The 18,427-nt window shown below is 64.2% G+C and carries 18 protein-coding genes; 6 read left to right on the top strand and 12 right to left on the bottom strand.

The features are described from left to right. Nucleotides 1–11: 11 nt before the first annotated feature. Complete coding sequence (locus HD883_RS23445; protein WP_179589365.1) at nt 12–1,262, bottom strand: D-amino acid dehydrogenase; 1,251 nt, start codon at nt 1,260–1,262, stop codon at nt 12–14. 132 nt (nt 1,263–1,394) lie between these two features. Between HD883_RS23445 and HD883_RS23440 the strand changes: the two genes are divergently transcribed. The 5 genes from HD883_RS23440 (at nt 1,395) to HD883_RS23420 (ending at nt 5,699) form a co-directional block, all read left to right on the top strand. Continuing rightward, nucleotides 1,395–2,324 (top strand): branched-chain amino acid ABC transporter permease, encoded by a 930-nt coding sequence (locus tag HD883_RS23440; RefSeq protein ID WP_179589364.1) that lies wholly within the window; start codon nt 1,395–1,397, stop codon nt 2,322–2,324. Further along, complete coding sequence (locus tag HD883_RS23435) at nt 2,321–3,469, top strand: ABC transporter permease subunit (RefSeq protein WP_179589363.1); 1,149 nt, start codon at nt 2,321–2,323, stop codon at nt 3,467–3,469. Before HD883_RS23440 ends, HD883_RS23435 begins: the two co-directional genes overlap by 4 nt. Continuing rightward, complete coding sequence (locus HD883_RS23430) at nt 3,466–4,245, top strand: ABC transporter ATP-binding protein (RefSeq protein WP_179589362.1); 780 nt, start codon at nt 3,466–3,468, stop codon at nt 4,243–4,245. Before HD883_RS23435 ends, HD883_RS23430 begins: the two co-directional genes overlap by 4 nt. A gap of 17 nt (nt 4,246–4,262) precedes the next feature. Continuing rightward, complete coding sequence (locus HD883_RS23425; protein ID WP_179589839.1) at nt 4,263–5,033, top strand: ABC transporter ATP-binding protein; 771 nt, start codon at nt 4,263–4,265, stop codon at nt 5,031–5,033. A 234-nt stretch (nt 5,034–5,267) separates the two neighbouring features. Then, a complete protein-coding gene (locus tag HD883_RS23420) occupies nt 5,268–5,699 on the top strand; it encodes an STN domain-containing protein (RefSeq protein WP_179589361.1) in 432 nt (143 codons plus the stop codon). Between the two features lie 156 nt (nt 5,700–5,855). Here the strand turns inward: HD883_RS23420 and HD883_RS23415 are convergent, their stop codons facing one another. Both HD883_RS23415 and HD883_RS23410 read right to left on the bottom strand, forming a co-directional pair. Next, nucleotides 5,856–7,046, bottom strand: a complete 1,191-nt coding sequence (locus HD883_RS23415) for an acetylornithine transaminase (protein WP_179589360.1) — start codon at nt 7,044–7,046, stop codon at nt 5,856–5,858. A 70-nt stretch (nt 7,047–7,116) separates the two neighbouring features. Further along, complete coding sequence (locus tag HD883_RS23410; protein WP_179589359.1) at nt 7,117–8,163, bottom strand: CDP-6-deoxy-delta-3,4-glucoseen reductase; 1,047 nt, start codon at nt 8,161–8,163, stop codon at nt 7,117–7,119. Between the two features lie 129 nt (nt 8,164–8,292). Between HD883_RS23410 and HD883_RS23405 the strand changes: the two genes are divergently transcribed. Next, the gene (locus HD883_RS23405; protein WP_257022610.1) at nt 8,293–9,318 is read left to right on the top strand and encodes an SDR family NAD(P)-dependent oxidoreductase; all 1,026 of its coding nucleotides are present in this window, start codon (nt 8,293–8,295) and stop codon (nt 9,316–9,318) included. A 93-nt stretch (nt 9,319–9,411) separates the two neighbouring features. Here the strand turns inward: HD883_RS23405 and HD883_RS23400 are convergent, their stop codons facing one another. The 9 genes from HD883_RS23400 to HD883_RS23360 all read right to left on the bottom strand — a co-directional run bounded on the left by HD883_RS23400 (nt 9,412) and on the right by HD883_RS23360 (nt 18,352). After that, the gene (locus HD883_RS23400; protein WP_179589837.1) at nt 9,412–10,035 is read right to left on the bottom strand and encodes a LysE family translocator; all 624 of its coding nucleotides are present in this window, start codon (nt 10,033–10,035) and stop codon (nt 9,412–9,414) included. A gap of 39 nt (nt 10,036–10,074) precedes the next feature. Next, complete coding sequence (gene panD / locus HD883_RS23395; protein WP_179589357.1) at nt 10,075–10,449, bottom strand: aspartate 1-decarboxylase; 375 nt, start codon at nt 10,447–10,449, stop codon at nt 10,075–10,077. 588 nt (nt 10,450–11,037) lie between these two features. Next, nucleotides 11,038–11,976 (bottom strand): ectoine hydroxylase, encoded by a 939-nt coding sequence (thpD, locus tag HD883_RS23390; RefSeq protein WP_179589356.1) that lies wholly within the window; start codon nt 11,974–11,976, stop codon nt 11,038–11,040. 33 nt (nt 11,977–12,009) lie between these two features. Next, nucleotides 12,010–12,408 carry an ectoine synthase gene (locus HD883_RS23385; protein WP_179589355.1) on the bottom strand — a complete coding sequence of 133 codons (399 nt, stop codon included), beginning with the start codon at nt 12,406–12,408 and terminating at the stop codon, nt 12,010–12,012. Continuing rightward, a complete protein-coding gene (ectB, locus tag HD883_RS23380) occupies nt 12,405–13,721 on the bottom strand; it encodes a diaminobutyrate--2-oxoglutarate transaminase (protein ID WP_179589354.1) in 1,317 nt (438 codons plus the stop codon). The genes HD883_RS23385 and ectB overlap by 4 nt, the downstream gene beginning before the upstream one ends. Nucleotides 13,722–13,810: 89 nt before the next feature. Continuing rightward, nucleotides 13,811–14,410 (bottom strand): diaminobutyrate acetyltransferase, encoded by a 600-nt coding sequence (gene ectA, locus HD883_RS23375; RefSeq protein ID WP_179589353.1) that lies wholly within the window; start codon nt 14,408–14,410, stop codon nt 13,811–13,813. Between the two features lie 10 nt (nt 14,411–14,420). Next, a complete protein-coding gene (locus HD883_RS23370; protein WP_179589352.1) occupies nt 14,421–14,942 on the bottom strand; it encodes a MarR family winged helix-turn-helix transcriptional regulator in 522 nt (173 codons plus the stop codon). A gap of 184 nt (nt 14,943–15,126) precedes the next feature. Next, the gene (locus HD883_RS23365; protein ID WP_179589351.1) at nt 15,127–16,467 is read right to left on the bottom strand and encodes a sigma-54-dependent transcriptional regulator; all 1,341 of its coding nucleotides are present in this window, start codon (nt 16,465–16,467) and stop codon (nt 15,127–15,129) included. Then, the gene (locus tag HD883_RS23360) at nt 16,460–18,352 is read right to left on the bottom strand and encodes a sensor histidine kinase (RefSeq protein ID WP_179589350.1); all 1,893 of its coding nucleotides are present in this window, start codon (nt 18,350–18,352) and stop codon (nt 16,460–16,462) included. The genes HD883_RS23365 and HD883_RS23360 overlap by 8 nt, the downstream gene beginning before the upstream one ends. Nucleotides 18,353–18,427: the final 75 nt, after the last annotated feature.

Below are 18,427 nucleotides of genomic sequence, written 5' to 3'. Positions count from 1 at the left end.
GGGATATGGAGTTATAGAAAAGGGAAATCGACCTCGGGACGGCGCCCGGAGATCAGATCGGCAATCGCCCTGCCCGAACCGCATCCCATGGTCCACCCAAGGGTGCCATGGCCCGTATTCAGATAGAGATTCGGCAATTTGGTTCGCCCGATCAGCGGAACGTTAGACGGGGTGAGCGGCCGCAGGCCCGACCAGTACGACACCTTGTCGAAATCGACCGCGCCGGGAAACAGCTCGCGGGTCAGGCGGGTCAAGGCTTCGCAGCGCGTCGGATTCAACGCCCGGGAATAGCCATTGAGTTCCGCCGTGCCCGCCACCCGCAGCCGGTCGCCCAGACGGGAAATCACGACCTTGTGCGCGCTGTCGGTCAGGCTCACTTCAGGCGCCCGGAGGGGGTCGGTGACCGGAAAGGTCGCCGAATAGCCCTTGGCGGGGTACACCTGGCAAGGCACGCCCAGCGGGCGCACCAGCTCTGGTGAGTAACTGCCTACTGCCACCACAAAAACGTCGGCGTCGAGTTTACCGTAAGCGCCGGATGAGTCGATGGTTTCGACTGCCACAACCCGCCCCCCTTCCGCAATCAGCCGTGTGGCCTGGGTCAGGAAGCGAAAACGCACCCCCGCCAGCTTCGCCTTGTCGGCCAGTTGCTGCGTAAACAGGTGGACATCCCCGCTTTCATCGGCGGCCGTGTAGTCGCCCCCCACGATCGCCTGCCGGTGCGCGGCCAGCGCCGGCTCGATGGCCAGCACCTCGTCGGTCGACAGCACGCGGCGGTCGACCCCCACGTCGCGCATCATGTCGGCCGCCTTCTGCGACGCTTCGAACTGCGCGTCGTCGCGATAGAAATTCAGGATGCCCTTTTCCAGATGGTCGTAGCTGATGCCCAATTCGCGGCGCATGCCCTGCAGCGTGTCGCGGCTGTACTGGGCCAGGCTGACCAGGGCGCGGATGTTCACGGGCAGCCGGCCCGGCAGGCATTCGCGCAGAAAAGCGAAGGCCCACAACCATTGATGGATGTCGGCGCGCGGCCGGAACAGCAGCGGCGCGTCGGGCTGGGTCAGCCACTTCAAGATCTTCAGGGGGGCATCGGGATTGGCCCATGGCTCGGCATACGAGACAGAAATCTGGCCTCCATTGCCGAAGCTGGTCTCTTGCGCCGGGCCGAATTGCCGGTCGACGACAGTCACGTCATGCCCCGCCCGGTTCAGCCACCATGCGCTGGCAGTGCCGATAATGCCACTGCCAAGTACAACAACTCTCATCCTGACTCCTGGATGCGGACCGCTGGATGTGAACCACGTAAGGCGGCCGCCTTGCGCCGACATTCTAGACCCGTCCGTGACTCGTCATGCCGCGTGCCAACGGTTATGCTGACGCCAACGCAAGGAACCCGCTTGGAAACCCTACTTCAGCAAATCTTGAATGGCCTCGTCCTGGGCAGCGTCTACGCGCTGGTCGCACTGGGCTACACGATGGTCTACGGCATCCTGCAACTCATCAACTTCGCCCACGGCGACGTGTTGATGGTGGGCGCCATGACGGCCATGGTCACGGTCCGTTGGGTCATGACGACCTTTCCCGACCTGCCCGGCCCGCTGGTGCTGCTGGCTGGCCTGGCCGCCGCGATACCGACCTGCATCATCGTCAACGTCCTGATCGAACGGATCGCCTACCGGCCCTTGCGCAACGCGCCGCGCTTGGCGCCGCTGATCACCGCGATCGGCATCTCGATCATGTTGCAGACCATGGCGATGATCGTGTTCGGCCGCGAATACCATCAGTTCCCCAACCTGCTGCCCAATGACTCCATCAACGTGGGCGGCGCATTGGTCACACCCACCCAGATCGGCATCCTGGTGATCGCGGCGCTGGCCATGCTGGGCCTGACGCTGCTGGTCGAGCGCACCCGGCTGGGCCGGGCGATGCGGGCTACGGCTGAAAACCCCAAAGTGGCCGCGCTGATGGGCGTGAACTCCAACCACATCATCGTGATGACGTTTGCGCTGGGCGCCGCGCTGGCCGCGCTGGCAGGGGTCATGCTGGCCGCCAACTATGCCGTCACGCACTTCTACATGGGCTTCCTGCCCGGACTGAAGGCCTTTACGGCCGCAGTGCTGGGCGGCATCGGGAACCTGTACGGGGCCATGCTCGGGGGCTTGTTGCTGGGGCTGGTGGAATCCTTGGGCGCGGGCTACATCGGCGACCTGACCGGCGGCTTCCTGGGCAGCCATTACCAGGACATCTTCGCCTTCATCGTGCTGATTCTGGTGCTGACCATCCGGCCGTCGGGCCTGATGGGTGAACGGGTGGCGGACCGCGCATGACCGACGATCGCAAACGACAACTGTGGCTGGGCGCGTTCGGCGTGCTGGTCATCGCCCTGCCGTGGATCATGGGATCGTTCGGCAACAGCTGGATCCGTATCCTGGACATGGCGCTGCTGTACGTGATCCTGGCGCTGGGGCTCAATATCGTGGTGGGATTTGCCGGCCTGCTGGACCTGGGCTACATCGCCTTCTATGCCGTGGGCGCCTATCTGTACGCGCTGCTGGCGTCGCCCCACCTGGTCCAGAACTTCGAGTGGATCGCACAGATGTTCCCCGACGGCCTGCACATGTCCGTGTGGCTGGTGCTTCCGCTGTGCGCCGCCGTGGCCGCCTTGTTCGGCGTGCTGCTGGGCGCCCCGACCCTGAAGCTGCGCGGTGATTACCTGGCAATCGTCACCCTGGGATTCGGCGAGATCGTCCGGATCTTCATGAACAACCTGAACGCGCCACTCAACATCACGAATGGTCCGCAAGGCATCTCGCGCATCGACCCGATCAGCCTGTTTGGCACGTCGCTGGCGGGTCAACGCGGCAGCCGGGGCATGGTCGAGATCTTTGGCTTTTCCATTTCCGGACTGACCGCCTATTACTACCTGTTCGTGGCGCTGGCGCTGGTCATTCTGGTGATCTGCCTGCGCCTGCAGAACTCGCGCATCGGCCGCGCCTGGGTTGCCATCCGTGAAGACGAAGTCGCGGCCAAGGCCATGGGCATCAACACCCGCAACCTGAAGCTGCTAGCCTTTGCCATGGGCGCGTCCTTTGGCGGTGTGGCGGGCGCGCTGTTCGCGGCCTTCCAGGGCTTTGTGAGTCCGGAATCGTTCACCCTGATGGAATCGATCGTGGTGCTGGCGATGGTGGTCCTGGGCGGCATGGGCCATGTGCCCGGCGTGATCCTGGGCGCCCTCCTGCTGGCGGGCCTGCCCGAATTCCTGCGGCACTTCATCGTGCCGGTGCAGGAGGCCATTCTTGGCCCGGGCGGCGCCATCCTGGACGCCGAAGTCGGCCGGACGCTGATCTTTGGCCTGGCCATGGTGCTGGTCATGCTGTTCCGGCCCAAGGGCCTGTGGCCTGCGCCGCTGCATGGCGTTGGCCGGGCGGTGCCCAAGGCGGCGCAAGCCAACGATACGGTGAACAGTCTATGAGCGCGCCTTTGCTCAGAGTCGCCAACATCAACAAGCGGTTTGGCGGCCTGCAGGCCTTGTCGGACGTGGGCATGGAAATCCAGCAAGGCCAGATCTACGGCCTGATCGGACCCAACGGCGCCGGCAAGACGACTTTCTTCAATGTGATTACCGGGCTATACCAGGCCGATTCCGGTAGCTTCGAGCTGGGCGGCCAGCCGTACACGCCATCCGCCGTGCACGAAGTCGCCCAGGCGGGCATCGCCCGGACCTTCCAGAACATTCGTCTGTTTGGCGACATGACCGCCCTGGAAAACGTGATGGTCGGCCGCCACGTTCGCACCCGTGCCGGGTTGTGGGGCGCGATCCTGCGTACCCCCGGGGTGCGGCGTGAAGAAGCCGCCATCCGTGAACGGGCCATGGAACTGCTGGAATACGTCAAAATCGCGCATTACGCCGACTTCCGTGCCCGGACCCTGTCCTATGGCGACCAGCGCCGGCTGGAAATCGCGCGCGCCCTGGCCACCGATCCCAAACTGCTGGCGCTGGACGAACCCGCCGCCGGCATGAACGCAACCGAAAAGGTCGGCCTGCGCGACCTGCTGGACCACATCCGCAGCGACGGCCGCACCATTTTGCTGATCGAACACGACGTGAAGCTGGTGATGGGACTGTGCAATCGCGTGACGGTGCTGGACTACGGCAAGCGGATCGCCGAAGGCACCCCGGCGCAGGTGCAAAGCGATCCTGCTGTCATTACTGCCTATCTGGGCACCGGCCAACAGGGGACGCCGTGAAGGATATCGCTTCAGACCTGGCGTCAAATACCACCCCGGCCACCACCCCGGATCTCGTCCTGGACATCGCTGGCCTGCAGGTTGCCTATGGTGGCATCCAGGCTGTCAAAGGCATCGACCTGCAGATCCGCAAGGGCGAGCTGGTCACGCTGATCGGCGCCAATGGCGCCGGCAAGACCACCACGCTCAATGCCATTGCCGGTTCGTTGACACCCTTGCGCGGCGAGATCACCTATTTTGGCTCGCCGCTGAAAGGCCGACGCACCGACCAGCGCGTGGCCGATGGGCTGGTAATGATCCCTGAAGGCCGCGGCGTGTTCGCGCGCATGACGATCATCGAGAACTTGCAGATGGGCGCCTATCTGCGCAACGACAAGGCGCAGATCACGCGCGATGTCGACCGCATGTTCACGCTGTTCCCGCGCCTGAAGGAACGCGCCACCCAGCTGGCAGGCACGATGTCGGGCGGCGAACAGCAGATGCTGGCGATGGCCCGCGCCATGATGAGCCAGCCCAAGCTGTTGCTGCTGGACGAACCGTCAATGGGTTTGGCGCCCATCATGGTCGACAAGATCTTTGAAGTTATCCGCGAGATCGCCGCAGAAGGCGTCACGATGCTGCTGGTCGAGCAAAATGCCCGGCTTGCGCTGATGGCGGCGGATCGCGGTTACGTGATGGAGTCCGGCGTGATCACGATGGCCGGCGACGCCAAGGGGATGCTGGATGATCCCAAGGTGCGCGCAGCGTATCTGGGTGAGGATGTGGACGGAACACCTGTCGCGCCGTAGGGGGCATAGACGTTGACGGGACACCTGCCACGCCGTAGGAGGCGAGGTGTGACACCCACGCCCGCGGCCCGTCCGCATTGCACGGCCCGACAATGACAGGCTGCAGTCTGCCGCGCCTGGCAGCTTGCCCGCGGTAACAGATGGCAATTGCAGACGGTGTGCCGGCCACGGCCGTGCTACTTTTTTCAGCATAGACCCCGGCTGTCACGGGGCAACTTTTGCTGGGAGACGCTCATGAACACCCTCGTCAATCACTCCACGCTGGCGCGCCCGACCCTTCGCCGTGCCTTCCCCGCCTTGGCCCTGTCGGTCGCCCTGGCCGCCACGGCCTGGACCACCACCGCGCTGGCCGACACCGTCACCCCCGCTCCGGCAGCTCGGGTGGCCGCCGCCGAAAGCCGCAGCTACAACATCCCGTCGGGCACCCTGCCACAGGTGCTGCAGGCGTTTTCGCAGCAAGCAGGGGTTCGCGTGTCTTTCGATGCTGCCAAGCTCAATGGCCTGACCAGCCCCGGACTTAAAGGGCAGCACGCCCCCCAGGCCGCACTCGACGCGATCCTGGCAGGTAGCGGCTATGTGTCAAAGCCCGAAGGCGACGCCTTCGTCCTCGTCCCCGCTCCACCCGCATCGGCCATGCTCGGCCAGCCGGTAGCAAAGGCCGAATGAGGGAAGCTGGGGATTCGCGCGATCAGGGGGCACCAGGACATCCCTATCCACCCACGATGCGGCGACAAACATCGCGTTGCTCTCGTGGGCCAGCACGATCCGAAGGCAAAAAAAACGCGTCCCTCAGGACGCGTTTCCTTTTTCACCCAGAGCAGCTTACTTGCAGATCCGCTCCACCAGCACATCCAGCTGCTTCAGCATGCTGTCCATGTCCTCGGCGCTGACGTTCAGCGCGGGCATGAAACGCAGCAGGTTCGGGCGGGGGGCGTTGAGCAGCAGGCCTTCGGGGTTCTGGTCACGCGCGGCTTCGACGATGGCGGGGCCATGGTCGGTGCCGAGCTTCAGGGCGCGAAGCAGGCCCATGCCGCGCTCGCCCTTCATGCCGTACTTTTCGGACAGCTGCAACAGGCCGTCCGACAGCTGCTTGCCGCGCGCGTTGACGCCTTCCAGGAAGCCCGGCGCCGTCACCGCGTCGAACACCGCGATGCCGACGGCGGTCATGAGCGGGTTGCCGTTGTAGGTGCCGCCCTGATCGCCATGCTTGAATACGCACACGTCCTGGCGCGCCAGGAGTGCCGCAAGCGGCGCGCCGCCGCCGATGCCCTTGGCGAGCGTCATGATGTCGGGGGTGATGCCGAACTGCTGATAGGCGAACAGCGATCCGGTGCGGCCCATGCCGGTCTGGACTTCGTCGACGATCAGCAGCAGCTTGTGCTTGTCGGCCAGCTGGCGCAGGCCCTGCATGAATTCCTGGGTGGCAGGAATCACGCCGCCTTCGCCCTGGACGGGTTCGAGCATGATGGCGACCGTCTGGTCATCGACCAGGGCTTCGACCGACGCGATGTCGTTCAGGTCGGCCTTGGGGAAACCTTCGACCTGGGGCGCGAAGATGGTGCTCCAGCCCGGCTTGCCCGACGCCGACATGGTCGTCAAGGTGCGGCCGTGGAAGCTGTGGTCGAACGTAATGATCTTGAATGCGCCGTTCTTGTTGACCTGGCCCCACTTGCGCGCGAGCTTGATCGCGCCTTCGTTGGCTTCGGCGCCGCTGTTCGCAAAGAACACGCGGTCGAAACACGATGCACTGGTCAGGCGTTCGGCCAGTTCCACCATGGGCTGGTTGTAGAAGGCGGGCGACGGGTTGATCAGCGTGCGCGCCTGCTTGTCCAGCGCGGCAATGATTTCCGGCGGGCAGTGGCCCAGGGTGTTGACGGCCCAGCCCTGGATGAAGTCGAGATAGCGCTTGCCCGCATGGTCTTCGAGCCACGACCCCTGCCCTCGGACGAACACGATTTCCGGGCGCTGCGTGATCTCCATGAGGGCGTTGACGTTGAACTGGCCGAATTCCATGACTCAAACTCCTAAGGTGCCCGGACGGGCAAAAAACACAACAAGAACCGACTGGGTCGGGTAGGAAACCTTACACCGTGTTTGCTGCAATGTCTGCTTCAGAGGTAAACGAATCCGCATAAAACTCATCGAACGGCAGACCGGCTTCGGCGCCGAAATCACGCCCGGCCGACTCGACCACGATCGGTGCGCCGCAGGCATACACCTGGTAGCCCGACAGGTCCTTGAAGTCTTCCAGCACGGCGCGGTGCACGAAGCCCGTGCGGCCGGTCCAGTTGTCGTCGGGCAGCGCGTTCGAAATTACCGGCACGTAGGTGAAGTTGGGCAGTTCCTGCGCCCAGCCCTTGGCCATGGCGTCGGAATACAGGTCGTGCGGACGGCGGCCGCCCCAATACAGGGTGACCGGGCGGGTGATGCCCTTGGCCTTGATGTGCTCGACCATGGCGCGAATGGGAGCAAAGCCGGTGCCGCTGGCGACCATGACGATGGGCTTGTCGGAATCTTCACGCAGGAAGAAGGACCCGAACGGGCCTTCGAAGCGCATGATTTCGCGCTCTTTCATTTGCGTGGCGCCCGCGCCGAACACGTGGTCGGTGAACGCGCCGCCGGGCAGATGCCGCACGTGCAGTTCAAGCGCGCCTTCTTCGTGCGGCGCGCTGGCCAGCGAATAGCTGCGGCGGCGGCCATCTTTCAGAATGACTTCGATGTACTGGCCGGCGTTGAAGCGCAGCTTTTCGGTCGCAGGCAGTTGCAACTTCAGGATGACGACGTCGGGCGCCACCTTCTCGATGCTCTGGACGCGGCACGGCAGCTTCTTGATCGGGATGTCGCCGATGCCCTGCACTTCGCGGATCTCGATCGTCAGGTCGGTCTGGGGCTTGGCCACACAGAACAGCGACATGCCGCGCGCGATCTCGTCCGGCGTCAGCGACGCGGACTGGTGCGGGCCGAGCTCAACCTCGCCTGCAGTAATCTTGCCCTTGCACGATGAGCAAGCGCCATTCTTACAGCTATAGGGCAACATGACGCCTGCCTGGAGGGCCGCGTCGAGCACGGTCTGGCCGGCTTCGACTGCGAATTGATGGCCGCTCGGCAGTACGGTGACCTGATGACTCATCACCTGGATCCTAAAAATGGAAGTTCTATGAAACCCGGACCGACTTCAGCCGGAACGCACGTTTTTTCCCCACGTCCAGCCCGCCTCGGAAAGCCGCGCCTGCTGATCGTCGGCTGTGGCGACACCGGCATGCATGTGCTGGCGCAACTGGCCGGGCGCCTGCGGGTATTCGCCTTGACCTCGCATCCGGAACGCGCCGGCGACTTGCGGCGCGCCGGTGTGGTTCCGCTGGTGGGGGACCTGGATCAACCACGCAGCCTGGCACGACTGCGCGGGTTGGCCGACTGGACCCTGATGCTGGCGCCGCCGCCTTCGCAGGGGCCCGAGGATACCCGGTCGGCCGGATTGGCCACGGTGCTGCGTCGGCCTGCGGCCCGGCTGCGCGCCAGCATGAGCCGGTCTTCACAGCCTTGCAGCGGACAGCGCCACCTGCAACACGCCCTGATTGTAGCCAAACCCGCCTGGACCGGTGCGCGGCGGCCGGGGGCGCCGCGGCAATGGGCGTCGCAGCAACACCTGGGGGGCCGGCCCGCGCAGCGTCTGGTGTACGCCAGCACGTCGGGCGTGTACGGCAATGTCGGGGGCGCACGGATCGACGAGACGCGCCCTGCCCGTCCGCAAACCGACCGCGCCCGCCGGCGGGTCAGCGCCGAAACAACGTGGCGCGCCCTGGGACCGGACCGGGCCCGGCTGGCGCGCGGATGTCAGGCCGACGTCGCCCCCTGGCGCAGCACGATTCTGCGGATCCCGGGCATCTACGGGCCGGACCGCCTGCCGCTGGAACGCCTGCAACGCGCGATGCCCCGGCTGCATCCATCGGAAGACGTCTTTACCAATCACATCGAGATCCACGACCTGGCCCGCTGCGTGATCGCGGCCCTGTGGCGCGGCAAGTCGCAACGCGTCGTGCACGCGGCGGACGGCCAGGAATTGTCGATGGGGGATTATTTCGATGCGGTGGCGGATGCCGCCGGCCTGCCCCGTCCCCCCCGGCAGTCGGCCGACGAGGTCAAGGCCGCGGTCAGCCCGGCCATGTGGTCCTTCATGAACGAGTCGCGCCGGTTGATGAACGGGCGACTGGTCAACGAGTTACGAGTGAAATTGGCCTATCCGACGGTGGAGACGGCGTTGCAGGACTGGTATCGAAAGGAATAGCGGTCAAGTCGGGAAGGCGGCCAGGCGGCAGGACGCGCCTGGTGCTGATGCCAGCCGATGCGCCGTCCTGTCAGGATCATTCCCCGCCATCCATCAAGACGACCACACGATCCGCAGCGCCAGCAACAGGAATACCACCCCGGCCAGGCGATCCAGCCACACGGCGGCGCCGGGCCGGCGCTGCAGCCACTCGCCCACATAGCCCGCGCCCCACGCGATCGCGCCGAACACCACGGCCGTCTGGACGGCAAACACCGCGCCCAGGATCGCCATCTGGCCGTCGGGATGCCCCAGCCACGGGTTCACGAACTGGGGCAGGAAGACCAGAAAAAACAGGGTGACCTTGGGGTTCATCATGTTCGCCAGGACGCTCTGGCGAAAAATGCGCCACCGCGACACGGGCGCGCCCGACCCACCCGGCCCGCCTACCGACAGCCCGCCGCGGCTGCGCAGCGCCTGCACGCCCAGCCACATCAGGTAAGCGGCGCCGGCCAGCTTGATAGCGTCGAACGCCATGGGCGACGCGCGCAATACCGCGGCGATGCCCACCACGGCCAGCGTCGTATGAAAGACGCATCCGGACGCAAACCCCAACGCCGCCGCCACCCCCGCCGCCCTGCCCTGGCTCATGGCCCGCGCCAGCACCTGCACGTTGTCAGGCCCCGGCGCGATCGTGACGGCCAGCGAGGCCGCCAGGAAGAGAAGGAGGTTGGGCAACATGGCCGATCAGCGGCGGTTGGCGGCGGTCAGGAACAATCAGCCGTTCGAGTTTTTCTCGATGATTTCCTTGATGCGATTGTTTTCGTCGACCAGGATCACCTTCGGCTTGTGGGCATGGGCCTCTTCTTCGTTCATCGGGCCGTAGGTGCAGATGATCATCAGATCCCCGATCTGCGCCCGCCGTGCCGCCGCGCCATTCAACGATATTTCGCCGGACCCGCGCTTGCCTTTGATGACGTAGGTGGAGAAGCGCTCGCCGTTGTTGATGTTGTAGAGCTCGATCCGTTCGTACTCTTTCATGTCGGCGGCGTCGAGGAAGTCTTCGTCGATACCGCAGGAACCTTCGTAATTCAAATCCGCCTGGGTCACCGCGACACGGTGGATCTTGGCGCGAAGCATGACGCGTTGCATAAGGGGGGGTCCAAAAGTGCTGTGTGAGACGGGGTTTATAACTTATTGGGGTTCGGTTTGGGATTGGAAGAGTTTGGTGCTTGGAGCCCGGCCGGAGCGGACAGTCCCCTGGGAAGGCCGAGCTCGCGAAGTCCCGGCCTACGCCGGGCCTTGCATTGCAAGTACCTCCCCAGGGGACTGTCCGCTCCGTCCCTGTTCGCACGAACAAGGTGGCATGCATGGAGGGATCCGCACTGTAGGTGGGGTGGAGGGGGGATATTACGTGGCGGCATCTGGATGCCACGGGCGCAGCATGGCATCAAGCATCTCACCACATACCCGATGCTCGCACCAAGACACCGCGCGGCACGCGAATGCAAGACGCACAAAGGCCGGCGCGGGGGCTCGCGTTGGGAGGCTTTGCTAAGCCCAGGCCCGGCGTAGGCCGGGACCCAGCGAGCTCGGCCTTCCAACGCGAGCCCCCGCGGCGGCCGCGCAAGAACTCGATAACCACGGCAGCACCAAGAACCCCGCCGCTAGAACTCGACATCAACGACAGACCCAAGAAGCCGGCCGCAAGAACCCAAAGCGACGGCGATCAAGAATCCCTTACTTCCCCACCGCCCGCAAATACCCAGGCTCCACCGGCTTGATCGCCGCAAAGCTCTCGCGCGTGGCGATGAACTCAGGCCGTGGAGTCAGCCCGAACTTCGGGGACCCCAACGCGTTGTCCACCGAGTTGTAGACCATGAACACGTTGGATCGTGGCGACGGCGAAATGTTGGAATTGGAACCGTGCATCGTATTGCAATCGAAAAACACCACCGACCCGGCCGGCCCCATCAGCGTCTCCACGCCCCCCTGGTCCGCCAGCAGCTTCAGGCTCAACGTATCCGGCACGCCGTACTCCTGCTTCTTCAACGACGCCTTGTAATGCTCCTCGGGCGTCTCGCCCACGCACGACACGAACTGCTTGTGCGAACCGGGCATCACCATCAGCGGGCCATTGCTCGCATTGTTGTCCGTCAACAGCACCGAACAACTCAGCGCCCGCATCGCCGGCATGCCATCTTCCACATGCCACGTCTCGAAATCCGAATGCCAATAGAACTCCTTGCCCTTGAAACCCGGCTTGATGTTCGCGCGCGACTGGTGGATGTACACGTCCGACCCGAGGATCTGCCGCGCGATATTCACCAGCCGCATGTCTTGCGACAGGCGCGCCAGCACCTTGCTCAGCTTGTGCACCATGAACACCGACCGCACGGCATCGCTGCCGCGTTCGGTAATCGCTTCTTCGCGGCGGCGGATGGCGGGGTCGACGGTCAGGCGCTGCACTTCGTGCATCAGCGCCGCGGTTTCCTGGGCGGAAAAGAAGTTCTTGAGCATGATGAAACCATCGCGCTCGTACGACGCCAGTTGCGTCGTATCCAGTCCCGACGCAGGGGCATCGTCGGGGCGGCCGTACACCACCGGATCGTGTCGCTGGACAATCGCCGCGCCGCGATCCGAACGGCTCGCATATCTATCTCGTGCTGGGGTAATCAATATCGTCTCCGTAAAGAAGGAAAGCGGGAAAAATCAGGCGGCCTCGGCTTCGGGCAGGGGGTAGACGCCGTCGGCGTCATGCACTTCCTTGCCGGTCAGTGGCGGGTTGAACACGCAGATCACCCGCAGCGGCTCCTTGCCGCCTCGCAGGTAATGTTCGTCGTTGTCGTTCAACGCGTAGACCACGCCCGGTCCCAACGCATACTTCTTGCCGTCGGCCACCGTTTCGATTTCTCCGTCACCCTCGATGCAGAACACGGCTTCGACGTGATTCTTGTACCAAATGTGGGTCTCGGTTCCCGGGAAGATGATGGTCTCGTGAAACGAGAAACCCATCCCGTCCTGCTTGAGCAACACGCGGCGGCTGGTCCACGTGTCGGTCGACACTTCGTTGTCGGTGCCAACGATATCCTTCATGTTTCTGACGATCATCGTGCTTTCCCTCCAAATTTGATCACGCGGGCATTGGCCTGTTTCTGCTCGGGCTGGGCGGCCACAACCTCGGCCACGCTGCGATCCAGCACGTCCAGCGCCTGGCGCAATTGCACTTCTTCAATGGTCAATGCGGGCAGGAACTTGAGCACTTCGTCGTTCGCGCCCGAGGTCTCGATCACCACGCCATGCTTGAACGCCTGCGCGGCTACCTTGTTGCTGAAGCCCGGAATGTCGCTGACCAGGCCCTGGATCAGGCCACGGCCCCGCACCGACAAGCCCGCTGCCGGATGGCTGTGCACCATGTTTTCCAGGAAGTCGCGCAGCAGGGTCGCCTTGCCGGCAATGCTCTGCGTGAAGCGGTCGTCGGCCCAGTAGGTTTCCAGCGCCTTGGCCGCGGTCACGAAGGCCAGGTTGTTGCCACGGAACGTGCCGTTGTGTTCGCCGGGCTTCCAGATGTCCAGTTCGGGCTTGATCAGCACCATGGCCATGGGCAGGCCGAAGCCGCTCAGGGACTTGGACAGCGTGATCAGGTCGGGCTCGATGCCGGCGGCTTCAAAGCTGAAGAAAGTGCCGGTGCGGCCGCAGCCGACCTGGATGTCGTCGATGATCAGCAGCATGTCGTGGCGGCGGCACAGGCGCTGCAGTTCTTTGAGCCAGCGCTGCGTGGCGACGTTGACGCCGCCTTCGCCTTGCACCGTTTCGACGATCACGGCGGCAGGCGCGTCCAGGCCGCTGCTGCGGTCTTCCAGCATGCGCTCGAAGTAGGACATGGTGTCGACGTCCGGACCGAAGTAGCCGTCGTACGGAATGAAGGCGGTATTGGCCAGGCTGACGCCGGCCGCATCACGGTATTTGGAATTGGCGGTCATGGCGAGCGAGCCGCCGCTGACGCCGTGGAAGCCGTGCGTGAACGACACGATGTTCTGGCGCTGCTTGACCTTGCGGGCCAGCTTGAGCGCGGCTTCAACGGCATTGGTGCCGGTCGGCCCGGTGAACTGCATCGAGTACTGCATGTTGCGCGGCTTGAGAATCACGCGCTCGAAGGTCTCGAGAAACGCTTTCTTGGCAGAGGTGGCCATGTCCAGGCCGTGCACCACGCCATCGGAGGCAACGTAGTCGAGCAGGGGCTGCTTCAAGACGTCGTTGTTGTGGCCGTAGTTCAAGGTGCCCGCACCGGCGAACAGATCGATGTATTGCTTGCCTTCTTCGTCGAACAGCAATGAGCCTTTTGCCTTGCTGAACACCACCGGAAACGAGCGCACATAGCCGCGCACTTCGGATTCTAGGCGGTCGAAAATATTGAGATCCATCGGTTATCCCTTCTGTCTTGCGTATTGAAAACAACGTTCGGCGAACCCGGCATGGCGCCGGGACAGGTACATGGCGTACCTGGCCTTGGTCAAAACGGACCGATCCGCAACAGTCGTTCGTCGTCGTGATCGGCCCCCCCAAACAAAGTGGGTGGAAACAGCGCCTGCTCATCAAGCGGCGCGTTCAGGTCAGTGGCCAGTCGCGCGAACATGCGGCGCGACGCGGCGTTATCGGGGGAAACGGTCGTCTCGACATACCGCACCAGCGCTGCGGCATCGCGCGCCAGAAGCTCGGTCAGCATGGCCGCGCCCAGGCGCTGGCCGCGCGCCGACGGATGCACGGCAACCTGCCACACGAAGAGCACATCGGGATGTCGGGGGGGCACGTAGGCGGAGATGAAACCCGCCAATTGACCGTTCCGTTCCGCGACCACACAGGTGTCGCGGAAATGAAGGCAGAGGAGCAGATACGCGTAGGTCGAATTCACATCGAGCGGCGGAGCATCCTGGATCAACTGCTGGATGGCCGCGCCGTCGGACAACTCGGGCTTCCTGAAACGGCAGCCTGGCGGCGTGGCCAGGGTGGCTGACGTGGGTACTGCGGGGACGGGGGTCGTGTCTATCGCGTTCAGACCGTGATCCTCCTCTTTCTTTGCCGCCGGCAGCCTTGGGCAACCGGCGTGGTTCATGTGGCCGAGGTCAAACCGCCAGGCCGGACTCCGGTGAATTTTCCGATGCATTGATATCGAGCAACGGCGACGGGTCCGCCTGGCGGGCCTCCATCAGGTCGACGATGCGTTCCAGCGACAGCGTGATCGTGGCCTGCTCCAGTTCGGGCAAGGCGTTCAACGCGTCGGCCAGCGTCTTTTGCAAGGGCGACGGGGCTTCGGCAGCCAGTGTCCGCCCTGGATCGGTGGCCGTGATGAACACCGTACGGCGGTCTTCCCGGCTGCGTTCGCGGCGGATCAGCTGTTTGTCTTCCAGGCGATCCAGGATCCCGACCACCGTGCTGGGGCTGACACTGATTAGGCGGCTGAGCGCGGTGGCCGTGACGGGACCGGATTCGATCACCGCCAACAGGCAAACCAGTTGCGGCGCCGTGATGTGGCTGTACGCCGCCAGCTGCTTGGAATGCAGGGCGACGTTGCGCGTGATGCGGCGCAAGGCACGCAGGATGCGCAAGTCGTAACTGCTGGGGGAATGCGAGGTGGGCTGGTCCATCTGGGTCGAACCTGTTTGAGTCAAATCTTGTTGCGTCGAATCATTTCAACTCGAATGATTCTAACGCGACGCACCTACGTTGTCAAAAGTGCAGTGTGCGGATTAACCCTGACGCAACTTACAAACGCATGACAATGCGATGACATCGTGCCGATATCTGCTGCGATCGCCTTCCAACCCGCCGTCAGGCCTTGAAGGCGTCGGTGCTGAGTCCCAGCCGGTGCATCTTGTCGTACAGCGTCTTGCGCGGCATGCCCAGCAGCTCACTTGCGGCGGTCGCCCTGCCCGCACAGGACTTGAGCGCATCTTCGATCAGGTGGCGCTCGAACAGGGACACCTGTTCATCCAGCGACCGGGACGGCGTGGACGCGGGCAGCGACGTCTTGTCCTTGAGCAGACCCAGCACATACCGGTCGGCGGCATTGCGCAGTTCGCGCACGTTGCCCGGCCAGGTCTGCGACATCAGCTCGCCCATCAGGGCGCTCGATACGGTCGGCACATCGCGGCCGTAGCGCAGCGCGCCCTGCATCAGGAAGTGTTCGAACAGCTGCGGGATATCTTCGCGCCGCTCGCGCAGGGGCGGCAGTTCGAGCACGGCCACGCTCAGGCGGTAATACAAGTCGGCACGAAAGCCATCTCGCGCTGCAAGGGCCAGCAGGTCGGCCTTGGTGGCGGCCACGACCCGGCTCGTCATGGGCAAGGGGTCGTTCGAGCCCAGCCGTTCAAAGCTGCGTTCCTGCAAGGTGCGCAGCAGCTTGATCTGCAGCACCATCGGCATGGTTTCGATTTCGTCCAGGAACAGCGTGCCGCCCTGCGCGTATTCGATTTTGCCGATGCGGCGTTTGGCCGCGCCCGTGAATGCGCCCGCCTCGTGGCCGAACACCTCGCTTTCGAACAGCGACTCGGGCATGCCCCCGCAATTGAGCGCGGCAAAGTGCTGGTCGCGGCGCGCGCTGTAGTCGTGCAGGCAACGCGCCACCAGTTCCTTGCCCGTGCCCGTCTCGCCCACGATCAGCACGTCGGCATCGGTGTCGGCCAGGTCAAGAATCGTGCGGCGCAGGGTCTCGACCGCGGGCGATCGGCCCAGGATCAGGGACTCGATCGCCTGCCGGTTCGCCAATTGCTGGCGCAGGGTTTGCACCTCCAGCGTCAGGCTGCGTTTATCCAGCGCGCGATGCACGACCTCGGTCAGGTGTTCGGATGAAAACGGCTTTTCGATGAAGTCGTAGGCGCCCAGCCGCATGGCTTCCACCGCCATCGAGATATCGCCATGCCCCGTCACCAGGATCACGGGCAGGCTGGCGTCGATCTGCAGCGCATGGCGCAGCAAGGCCATGCCATCCATGCCGGCCATCTTGACGTCGGTGACCAGCACGGCGGGCATGCCCGGGACGATATGGCGCGCGACCTGTTCGGCCGACTCGAACACCTGCACGGTCAGGCCGGCCAGCTGCAGCGCCTGCTTGCCACCCAGTCGCACCGCAGGGTCGTCTTCGACGAACAGGACGGTCAGGTTGTCATGCATCCGCGCTTTCCTCGATAGTTGCAGATCGCAACTGTATGACAAATTCGGCGCCGCCGTCCGGATGGTTGCGGGCTTTTAGCGTACCGCCAAATTCGCGCACGATGCCGGCCGAGATCGCCAGGCCCAGCCCCAGGCCGGCGCCCTGCTCTTTGGTGGTGAAGAAGGGTTCGAACAGCCGTGGCAGATGCTCGGGCGCAATGCCCGCGCCGCGGTCGCGCACGGCGATACGCACCACCGGCCCGTCCTCCCGCGCCGACACCGTCACCACCCGCGGGTCGGACTGCGCCATCGAATCCAATGCGTTGCCCAACAGATTGACGAACACCTGTTCCAGCCGATTGGCGTCGCAATACGCATGCATGTCAGACGGCACATCGGACGTGTCCAGGTCGGCGTGGGCTTCCCGAAAACGTTGCCCCATCAGGAACACGGCGTCGGCAATCACCGTGCTGACCGAAGTCGGGCGCAGTTCCGCTGGCGACTTGCGCGCGAACTTCTTCAGTTGCCCGGTGATCTTGCCCATACGTGTGATCAGGTCACTGATGAGCTCAAGATTGGCTTCGACCTCGATCGTCTGGCCCCGCTGCAGCAGCACGATCGCGTTGTCGGACAGCGTGCGCAGTGCGGCCAGCGGCTGGTTCAGTTCATGCGTGACGCCGGCCGACATCTGGCCAAGCGCGGCCATCTTGCCGGCCTGCACCAGCTCTTCCATGGCCGCCTTCAACACCACCTCGGCCCGTTTGCGCTCCGCGATCTCGGTCTGCAAATGCAAATTGGCGTTGCTCAGGTCGCCGGTGCGCAGCGCCACCTTGCGTTCCAGTTCATCATGCGCCCGTTGCAGCGCTTCTTTCGCGGCCACGTTCTGCGCGATCGCGCGGCGGCGCTGCCGGATATACAGCGCGCTGATGCCCAGGAAGGCCAGTGCGAAGGCGACGCTGATCGCACTGATGCGCGCGCGGGCGCGAATCGGCCCCATGTCGGACAGCACGATCAGCTTCCAGCCCGTGCCAGGGATAGGCCGGCTTTGCGCCAGGTACAAGGGGTCGGCCGGCCCGCCCCGCACGATGCTGGCGTCGTCGGCCAGCACCCGCACTTCGTTCAGGCCGATCGGCCCGGGCTCGCCAGCCAGATGGTATTGGCGCGTCAGGGCGAGCCTGGCCTGCGTGCTCGCGCTCAACGGCGCCAGCGCCTTGAACTTCCAGTCGGGCACGGATGTCAGGAACACGATGCCGTTTTCATCCACGACCACGACCCGTTCATCGGCGCGCAGCCAGGCATCGTCGAGCTTGTCGAGGTCGACCTTGAGGGCGGCGACGCCCGCCATGCGGTTGTCGCGATAGATGCCGTAAGAGAAGTAATAGCCCGGCGCCTGGCTGACGGTGCCAATGCCATAGAAGCGGCCCGGCAGGCCCTTCACCGCATCGGTGAAGTACGGGCGATACGAAAAATTCTTGCCGACGAAACTGTTCGCGGCGTTCCAGTTGCTGGCGGCCAGGGTCAGTCCTTCCATGTTCATCACATAGATGTCGGACGATCCGGCTTTTTGATTGACGGTATGCAGATAGCGGTTGACCCGGTCCAGCATGACGGTGTCATCGGGCGATTGCAGCAGCGCGATCACATCCTTGTTCAAGGACAGGATGCCCGGCAGGTAGTCGTAGCGCGTCAGTTCGCTGTGCAGCCCCACGGCATACACATCCAGCCGGTGCGCCATGGTCTGGCGCAACGCGCGCACACCCGTCTGCTCGCCCCACAGGTACGCCAGCACGACACCGGTGGCGATCAGGAGTGCGGAAAGGCCGCCCGTGATCAGGCGGCGGCGCAAGGACATCGACGGCGGGGCCCCGGGCAAGGTGTCTCCATGCATGTCGGGAGGGATGGGCATTCAACCTCCCGCGGAATTTATCATGATGGAGACACCAGGCCGGGGCCTTGGCCGTCAGCTCAGCGCGTGAGCAGG

Source organism: Pigmentiphaga litoralis, assembly GCF_013408655.1.
GTDB lineage: Bacteria > Pseudomonadota > Gammaproteobacteria > Burkholderiales > Burkholderiaceae_B > Pigmentiphaga > Pigmentiphaga litoralis_A.
The sequence above is the reverse complement of the archived record's forward strand: the minus strand, read 5'-3'. Positions and strand labels throughout refer to the sequence as shown.